7 protein-coding genes and 1 pseudogene are annotated in these 7,809 nt (G+C 55.4%); 7 read left to right on the forward strand and 1 reads right to left on the reverse strand.

Annotation, left to right across the window (positions count from 1 at the left end; genetic code table 11):
- The 7 genes from ABX962_RS24245 to ABX962_RS24275 form a co-directional block, all read left to right on the forward strand.
- The coding region (locus tag ABX962_RS24245; protein WP_372723095.1) for a bile acid:sodium symporter at positions 1 to 507 on the forward strand (507 nt) is incomplete at its 5' end.
- Positions 508 to 597: 90 nt separating this feature from the next.
- The gene (locus tag ABX962_RS24250; RefSeq protein ID WP_372723097.1) at positions 598 to 1,569 is read left to right on the forward strand and encodes a class I SAM-dependent methyltransferase; all 972 of its coding nucleotides are present in this window, start codon (positions 598 to 600) and stop codon (positions 1,567 to 1,569) included.
- 188 nt (positions 1,570 to 1,757) lie between these two features.
- On the forward strand, positions 1,758 to 2,552 hold the full coding sequence (fliP, locus tag ABX962_RS24255) for a flagellar type III secretion system pore protein FliP (protein ID WP_372723105.1): 795 nt from the start codon (positions 1,758 to 1,760) through the stop codon (positions 2,550 to 2,552).
- 14 nt (positions 2,553 to 2,566) lie between these two features.
- On the forward strand, positions 2,567 to 2,830 hold the full coding sequence (locus ABX962_RS24260) for a flagellar biosynthetic protein FliQ (protein WP_372723107.1): 264 nt from the start codon (positions 2,567 to 2,569) through the stop codon (positions 2,828 to 2,830).
- The gene (locus ABX962_RS24265) at positions 2,830 to 3,624 is read left to right on the forward strand and encodes a flagellar biosynthetic protein FliR (protein ID WP_372723099.1); all 795 of its coding nucleotides are present in this window, start codon (positions 2,830 to 2,832) and stop codon (positions 3,622 to 3,624) included. The genes ABX962_RS24260 and ABX962_RS24265 overlap by 1 nt, the downstream gene beginning before the upstream one ends.
- 26 nt (positions 3,625 to 3,650) lie before the next feature.
- On the forward strand, positions 3,651 to 4,733 hold the full coding sequence (gene flhB / locus ABX962_RS24270) for a flagellar biosynthesis protein FlhB (protein WP_372723101.1): 1,083 nt from the start codon (positions 3,651 to 3,653) through the stop codon (positions 4,731 to 4,733).
- 393 nt (positions 4,734 to 5,126) lie between these two features.
- Entirely contained in the window at positions 5,127 to 6,698 is a 1,572-nt protein-coding gene (locus tag ABX962_RS24275; protein ID WP_372723103.1) for a 2-isopropylmalate synthase, read from the forward strand.
- Between the two features lie 182 nt (positions 6,699 to 6,880).
- Here ABX962_RS24275 and ABX962_RS24280 read toward each other — a convergent pair.
- A pseudogene (locus tag ABX962_RS24280) lies at positions 6,881 to 7,809 on the reverse strand (glucuronate isomerase); the annotation flags it as partial.

A 7,809-nucleotide genomic window follows, 5' to 3' on the forward strand; every position in this document is an offset into this window, starting at 1 on the left:
TGGGTCGTGGTTATTCCCATCGTGTTGGCGCAAACGATGCGGATGGCAGGACTCGCGGAATGGGCAGATCGCCAAAAGCTCCGCTTATCGTTCCTTGCCCAGCTCGGTATTCTGTCGATGGTGGGCTTCGGATCGATCGCGAGTGCCATGGTGGTCCGCGAAGCGATGCAGGAGAATGCCTCGCTATTTGGCATCCAAATTGGACAGCTTTTTGTCTCGGTGGCGATGCTGCACGTCGCGGCACTCGTGTTTGGCGTCTTCGCCGCACGGGTGGTCCGGGCGGACCGCGAGAGTCAGATTGCGGTCGGGATCGCCGGCAGCCAAAAAACGCTGACGATTGGGCTGCAAATCGCCATCGATTGTGGCGTCAGCGTGATCCCGATGCTGATGTACCACTTCACCCAATTGGTCATCGACACGATGATCGCCAGTCGTTGGTCGAATGCCAGCAAATCCAAAACGAAGTCAAACGAAAAAACCTCAGGGCGTATCCGAAAAGGGGGCTGACCCTTTGGAAACAAGCCATTTTCATTGAGTTTTTTGCCTCGCCGGAGAGGGTCAGTCCCCCTTTTCGGATCCCCTCTCAAGCCGATCTGTATGAAGAACAGCTCCTCCTATTCCCAAAAAACAATCGAACAAGCCAACCTGTTTGCTACCCGACTGAGCAAACGAGCTCGCCATTTACGACGTTATCCCACGCGTCGTGGGATCACATGCTATCGACTGTACGAACGCGATATCCCGGAAATCCCGTTGGTGGTCGATCGCTACGAAGACAATTTGCACATCACCGAGTACGAACGGCCGCACGATCGCGAGCCGGCCGAGCATTCCGAGTGGCTCGATTTGATGGCAAAAACGGCGGGTGAGACGCTGGAAATTCCTGCGAACAACGTTTACTTGAAGAAACGCGAGCGGCAGCGGGGAACCAAACAGCACGAAAAGGTCGCCGAGACCGATTCGCGGATCGAAGTCCAAGAGGGAGGACTGAAATTTTTGGTCAACTTGGCCGACTATGTCGACACGGGGTTATTCCTGGATCACCGCGTCACTCGGCAAATGGTCCGCGAAGTGGCGGCAGGCAAGAATTTCCTGAATCTATTTTGCTATACCGGTTCGTTCAGCGTTTATGCAGCTGCGGGTGGCGCCGCAAAGACGACCAGCGTCGATTTGTCGAAACGCTATATCGAGTGGTCCAAAGTAAACATGCGGCGAAACGGATTTGATGGGCCTGAACATGAATATTTCGCGATCGATGCCGTTCAGTTCGTCAACGATCACAAGCCCGCTGAACTGTACGACCTGGTTGTCTTTGACCCGCCGACGTTTTCCAACAGCAAGAGCACCCAAAACGACTGGGACGTGCAGACCTGTGCCGTGCCGTTTCTAAATCAATTGCTAGCACTCGTGAAGCCTAACGGAGTGATTTATTTCTCGAACAATTTCCGTGGTTTTAAGTTCGATCCGGCGGAGATTCCGGCGACGACGGTCCACGAGATCAGCAATCAAACGGTCCCCGAAGAGTACCGGAATCGGCGGATCCACCGCTGTTGGCGGATTGTAAAGTAGCCGCCCTTTTTACTTCCCAACGGCCGTTTCCTCGACAAGCCGGGGCTTCAACACGCCGGAGGGGCTGAATCGCTCTTTCGCTTTCTTGGCAAATTTCCCTAAAGTCCAAGGGTCTCTTTGCCGAAGGCGTCTCGCGTTGATGGAGCGACGTTGGTTTGATCCGACTGCTTGCAATACCACTGATTCTGCTGATCACTGCGATGGTGCTTGCGCCGACCGCAGCGGCTCAACAGCCGACGATTGTGCAGCAAGAACCGGTCAAAATTGCCGCGGAATCGCTGAACGTCCTCGGTGGCGGGCCCGAACAATGGACCAGCCCCGAAGGTTTAGCCAGCAGCTTGCAAGTCTTGCTGTTGTTGACCGTGCTGAGCCTAGCACCAGCGGTGCTGTTGATGACAACTTGTTATGTCCGCATCATCATCGTGCTTGGGTTATTGCGACAAGCGATTGGGCTGCAATCGTTGCCGCCCAGCCAGGTGATGACCAGCATCGCGATGTTCATGACGTTATTCGTGATGACTCCGGTGTGGACGCGTGTTTACGAAGACGCTGTCAAACCGTACACCGATCCCGACGTCAAAATGTCGATGGAAGAAGCTTACGAAGCCGGTTCGATTCCGATTCGTGAATTCATGTCCAACCAAATCGATGTGGCCGGCAATCATGAAGACGTGCATTTGTTTTACGGTTACATGGATCCCGACGCGCCGCTGCCGAGCACGTTCGCCGATGTACCGATGCGAGTGCTGTTGCCCGCATTCATCCTAAGTGAACTGAAGACCGCATTTTTGATGGGCTTCCAGATTTACCTGCCCTTTTTAATTGTCGATCTCGTCGTCGCTAGCGTGACGATCTCGATGGGGATGCTGATGCTTCCCCCTGCTGTGATCTCGCTGCCATTCAAATTGCTGTTGTTCGTCTTGGTCGACGGATGGCGTTTGGTGGTTCAGATGTTGATGGACAGTTTTGGAACTCTCGTTTAAGGCTTACGTTTGTGATTGACGCTCCTACTGCGGTCGACCTCTGCCGAACCACATTGATGACTGCGGTCGTGATTGCGGCCCCGATGTTGATCGTCGGCATGGGCGCCGGATTGTTGATCGGTTTGCTGCAAGCATTGACTCAGATCCAAGACCAAACGGTGGCATTTGTGCCCAAGGTTCTAGCGATGGCGGCGGTCATGATCGCCTGCATGCCATGGTTAATGAGCCGGATGGTCGAATTCACGCGAAATGTGTTTGAGAGCGCAGGGTCGCCGTAATGGAACCGTCCGATTTTCCGTCGCTGGTCCAATGGGCGATCGATCATCTTGTCCTTGCGGTGCTCGTATTAACGCGGCTCAGTACGCTGTTGATCTCGATGCCCGCGATCGGTGTGGGAGTCCCCAAGCGGGTACGCGCGTTATTGGCGATTGCGATCACGATGTTATTGCTTCCGCCGGTCGCGGCCCATGTCGACAATGACTCGCTGCCTCGAATCGACAATCTGCTTGAACTGACGATCGCCGTGGCTCGTGAGGGGTTGATCGGATTATTGATTGGATCGACCATCCAATTGATCGTCACCGGATTACAACTTGCGGGCGAAACGATCACTGGCACCGGCGGTATGCAATTGGGCGATGCTGTGGATCCAACCACGTCAAGCAGTATGCCAACGTTGGCTCGTTTGATCGGATTGCTGGTCACCGCCGTCATGCTGGGCGTTGGGGGGCACCGGATGTTGCTGGGGATTTTGGTTGACAGTTTCGAAGCGATGCCTGCGGGCAGAGTCACGTTCGACGACTCGATGATGACGTTGGTGGTCGACCAGATGACCGCCGGAATGACGGCTGGCATTCGTGTCTCGGCCCCCGTGGTGGCCGCATTGTTGTTAAGCAACGTGTTGACTGGATTGATCAGCCGAACACTGCCACAAATCAACGTGCTGGCGATCGGGCTTAGCATCAACGCATTGGCACTGTTGGTGGTGACCACGCTGACGATCGGTTCGGTGGGTTTGATCTTTGAGCAAGAACTAGTGGCCGTGGCAGCAAAATTTGGCAAACTTTGGTAACGTAAAAAAGGCAATCGCGACCGAACATGTCTGACAGTAGTGGTGATAAGAAGCATTCAGCGACCGAGAAGCGGCGCAGGCAGGCTCGCGAACAAGGCCAAGTGGTTCGCAGCCAAGACCTGACCTCCGCCGCTCTGTTGCTAGCTGCACTTGGAGCCTTGTGGATGCTGGGCGGCCCTGCTGCGGAAACCCTTGCCACGGCGCTTGCCGATGCCCTGTCGACGCCTCGCATCACGCCGTTCGGAACCGAGGATGCCTCGCATTGGTTGTTGACGACCGGAGGCCGTTTAGCGATCGCAGCGACACCGATGTTGTTGGCAATGCTAATCGCCGGAGTGCTTGCCAATGTGATGCAGACGGGGCTACTGATTGCACCCGAAAAGATCACACCGAAACTGAGTAACATCAGCCCGTTGTCCGGTGCCAAACGTATTCTTTCGATGCAGGGCGTCGCCAAGATTGGATTTGGTTCGTTTAAAGTCGCCATTATCAGCGTGGTCGCCTATTACGCGGTCCGCAAATACCAAGATTCGATCCTCGGACTCGCGGCCCTCTCGGTTCCCCAAATCGCCACCGTGTTATTTGACGCGTTGATTGGAACCTGCGTTTGGGTGGGCGGTGCTCTGTTCGTGTTGGCGGTTCTTGAGTACGCGTTCCAGAAATGGAAAAACGAGCAAGAGTTGATGATGACTGACCAAGAGATGCGAGACGAGATGAAAGAAACCGAGGGCGATCCCCAAGTCGCCGCGCGTCGTCGTCAAGTGCAGCGTCAAATGATGATGCAGCGAGTTGGCAGCGAAGTCCCCAAAGCCGACGTGGTGGTCACCAACCCGACCGAGTTGGCGATTGCGATTCAGTACGATCCGACCACGATGCCTGCTCCGATCGTATTAGCCAAAGGGGCGGGGGTGATCGCACAGCGGATCCGCCGTCTGGCGCTGGAGAACAGCATTCCGGTGGTCGAGCGAAAACCGCTCGCCCAAGTGCTGTACAAGACGGTTGACGTCGGCGATTCGATACCTGCGGACCAATACCAAGCGGTCGCCGAAGTGCTTCGCTACGTCTACCAATTGCAAGGCAAGAAGATTCCGAAGGCGACCGCCGCGTAGTGCTTTGTCGCAGCATCATTTTTGGGTAGTGGAACTCGCGCGTGAGTTTCGGCTCGTTTGGCAAATACAACGAAAGTCTTGACGACTTCCGCTACGACCAACCCTAAATTGACTTCTAACGGTGCGTTCCAAGTCCCCTTTTTCGAATTATCCGGGCAAAAATCGTGAACCGTTGACGTGGGTCGGCTTCTCTAAGTATGATACTGCCATGAACAACAATCTCATTCTCCTATCGCTGCTACTGCTGCGACGCTTCGGCGGCGGGTGATGAGGCTTTGTTAGCCACTTTTTGAGTGGCAAATTCAAAAACACATGAGACCCGAGTCGCCAAGCGACCCGGGTTTTTTTATTGTTTTCGCTAACTGACTACCCATTCCAATAGGAACCACTGCGATGTCACAGTCCCCTGAGGGCAATGAAGCGGCCGAGACCCCCTCGAATTCGTCCGATTCACGCATGATCCGTATTTTTGATACGACGCTGCGTGATGGCGAACAATCTCCGGGTGCCAGTATGAATCTGGTCGAAAAACTCGAGGTCGCTCAGGCGCTGGCCGATCTGGGCGTGGACATCATCGAAGCAGGATTTCCGATCGCATCGCCGGGCGATTTTGAAGCGGTCAAACAGATCGCGCAAACCGTTCGCGGTTCCACCATCTGTGGCTTGGCTCGTTGTAACGACAAGGACATCGATGCGGCATGGGAAGCGGTCAAGTACGCGCCGCAAGCACGGATCCACGTCTTTCTTGCCACCAGCGCGATTCATCGCGAATTCAAACTGCGAATGACGACCGACGAAATCGTCGAGCGAGCCGTCGCGGGCGTGCGTCGCGCCGCAAACTACTGTGACGACGTCGAGTTCTCACCCGAGGACGCCTGTCGCACCGAACACGACTTTCTCTGCCGAGTGGTCGAAGCAGCGATCGACGCCGGTGCAACCACGATCAATGTGCCCGATACGGTTGGTTACACCAACCCCAAAGAAATCTTTAACGTCTTTCGCATGCTGCGTGAACGTGTTCCCAACATGGACAAAGCCGTCTTGAGCACGCATTGCCATGACGACTTGGGGATGGCCGTTGCCAACAGCCTGGCAGCAGTCGAAGCCGGGGCAGGGCAGATTGAATGCACGATCAATGGGATCGGCGAACGCGCCGGCAACGCTGCACTCGAAGAAGTTGTGATGGCATTGAAGACGCGTCGCGACTTCTATCAATGTGATACCCGCATCGATACCAAGCGATTGGTGCCCGTCAGCCGATTGGTCAGCAAGATGACCGGGATCCAAGTCCAACGCAACAAAGCGATCGTCGGTCGCAATGCGTTCGCTCACGAATCGGGGATCCATCAAGACGGGATGCTCAAAGAACGCAGCACCTACGAAATCATGTCACCTGATGACGTCGGAGTTGCAAAGACCGACTTGGTGCTGGGTAAACACAGTGGCCGCGCGGCATTGGCCGACCGCGCCAAAACGCTCGGTTACACGTTGACCAGCGAACAATTGCAAACCGTGTTTGATCAATTCAAACGGCTTGCCGACAAAAAGAAAGACATCTATGACGGTGACATCGTTGCATTGATCCAGCAGCAGATCAGTGGCAGTGTTGCCCAAGAGTGGACGCTGGTCGATTACGAAGTCACCAGCGGGACAGGCCGAACACCCCATGTCCGTGTCACCTTGCAACATGGCGACCGCGAGATTACCGAGGAAGTCGAACAGGGCGACGGTCCGATCGACGCTGCGTTTTGGGCAGTGGAGAAGATCACGGGCATCGAATTGGTGTGCAAAGATTTCCGAGTTCGCAGTGCCACACTGGGCCGCGACGCGATCGGCGAAGTCAACCTCGAAGTCGAGCACAAAGGCAAGAGTCATCGCGGCGTCGGAGCCAGCACCGATAGTGTCGAGAGCACGATCCTGGCGATGCTGAACGCGATCAACCGGATCATCGCCAAACAGAAATAAGATTGGCGAAATGATCGATCGATGTAGCGGACGACCTCGCGGCTCGACGTTTTGTCAGCCGCGACGCGTAAACGGTCGTGTTTCAGTCCCGTGACGGATAACGGTTTTCCGTTTTTCCCGGGGACGGACGCGAAGCCGAACTCATTGCCGAAGCGGTGCAGTTCTTAGTCGAACGGTGTGGCTTATCGTTTTGGTTCTTCGGGATCTTCGATCTCTGAAGTTGCCTCAAACCGCACTTGTTCCTCACCATCCTCTTCGACAAACCCAATCCCAAGCTGATCGAGGGTGTCGTCATCGGCGGCGGTTCGTTCGGACGACGCATCTTCACCCTCCGCGTCCGTGGGAGCCGGAAATGTCAATTCACCCGTCAGCGGATCCGGCTGCAGACGTAGTGAATCCTCGTCGAGCGAAAACGACTCTTCGCCCCGCAACGGGTTGATCTCAGCTGACGCCGCCGGCGAATCGATGCTGAAATCATCATCACCCAACGATGATTCGTCGGCCACGGTGGCGTAGGGGTCCTCGGACGTCGTCGCAGAGACCGCCGCAGCTTCCTGGCTGGCGTCTGCATCGTCATCGGCAAACAAATCGCCGACATCAAGTGGATCGGGATCAGCTTCGCTTTCGATCGCATCGGAATCCACCGATTGACGATCCGACGAAGGATCCTTTAGTTCGACGTCCACGACATCCACCGCCCCCAGTTCATCTTCGTTGGGCAGCGGATCGAGTTCATCCTGCGGTTCAAAATCCTCGTCGATCTCGATCGTTTCCAACACCGAAACCTCCTCGTCCGATTCGTCTGATTCGCTCGATTCGGAATCGACTTCGATCACACCGATCGCTTCTCCGGTCAACGCAGCGGAGGACGCGGCAAGTGCGGCATCGGCGAAACCAATCGAGCCGAGATCCTCGGCACCGTCTGGTTCCTGGGCGGAAGTTTCAACAGCGGACTCCGTGGTGTCACCGCTCGCTCGAGAGGGGAAAATTTCTTCGACGTTGCCGCGCAACACCTTGTACCCAAGCTCAATCGCTTGCTCTTCGCTCCAGCCATTAAAGCCCACAAAGTGCTCGGCAAGTATGTTTGCCAAGATATTGCGATACATGTCAA

This window comes from Novipirellula sp., from assembly GCF_041583735.1.
Lineage (GTDB): Bacteria > Planctomycetota > Planctomycetia > Pirellulales > Pirellulaceae > Novipirellula.

What these genes read in the sequence shown, in the direction of transcription:
- ABX962_RS24275 (WP_372723103.1), top strand. Translation starts at nt 5,127, where the DNA reads ATGTCACAGTCCCCTGAGGGCAATGAAGCGGCCGAGACCCCCTCGAAT.
- flhB (WP_372723101.1), top strand. Translation starts at nt 3,651, where the DNA reads ATGTCTGACAGTAGTGGTGATAAGAAGCATTCAGCGACCGAGAAGCGG.
- ABX962_RS24265 (WP_372723099.1), top strand. Translation starts at nt 2,830, where the DNA reads ATGGAACCGTCCGATTTTCCGTCGCTGGTCCAATGGGCGATCGATCAT.
- ABX962_RS24250 (WP_372723097.1), top strand. Translation starts at nt 598, where the DNA reads ATGAAGAACAGCTCCTCCTATTCCCAAAAAACAATCGAACAAGCCAAC.